Genomic DNA, 737 nt, shown 5'->3' on the forward strand with positions numbered 1-737 from the left:
ACATAAATTCACAAAACAAGAAATTGAGGTAGAAACTCGTGATTATTTTGATGAACTAAATAAAGCAGTTGAAGAAGACAGATTAGCACACGGAAAAAATCCGTTAAAGGAAAAGGAGGAAGTGAAGGAAACGAAAGAAATTCGGGTTAGCACTACTGATCCTGAATGTGGATTTATGTCTCGTGATAACAAGCAGGAAATGTTTTGTTATCTTGATCACCGGACTACAGATATGAAATGTAACATTATTACAGATGTATATGTTACACCTGGAAATGTTCATGATTCTGTTCCTTACTTAAGCCGGTTGGACCGTCAGGTCCAACAATTTGGGTTAAAGGTAGAAGCTGTGGCACTTGATTCCGGTTATCTCACGAGCCCGATTTGTAAGGGATTATCTGACCGTAATATCTTTGGAGTAATTGCCCATAGAAGATAAATCCTACTACTGGTTTATTCCCAAAATGGAAATTTACATATGATAAAGAACGAGATTTATACGTTTGTCCTAATGATCAAGAATTAAACTACAGTACAACAAATCGTGAAGGTTATAAAGAATATAAATCTAATTCAAAGAAATGCGGAAACTGTCCACTTCTTTCCCAATGTACTCGTTCCAAAAATAAGGTAAAGGYAGTAACACGTCATGTTTGGGAAGAGCACAAGGAAAAGGTAAGAGAAAATCGCTTATCTAAGTCTGGAAAAATGCTTTATAAATTTAGAAAGGAAATGGT

At 35.5% G+C, this 737-nt stretch carries 1 pseudogene; it reads left to right on the forward strand.

The features are described 5' to 3' along the window. Window positions 1-737: pseudogene (locus BTR25_RS26735) on the forward strand (transposase); the annotation flags it as partial.

The sequence above is a fragment of the Bacillus sp. MRMR6 genome (assembly GCF_001940785.1).
Lineage (GTDB): Bacteria > Bacillota > Bacilli > Bacillales > Cytobacillaceae > Neobacillus.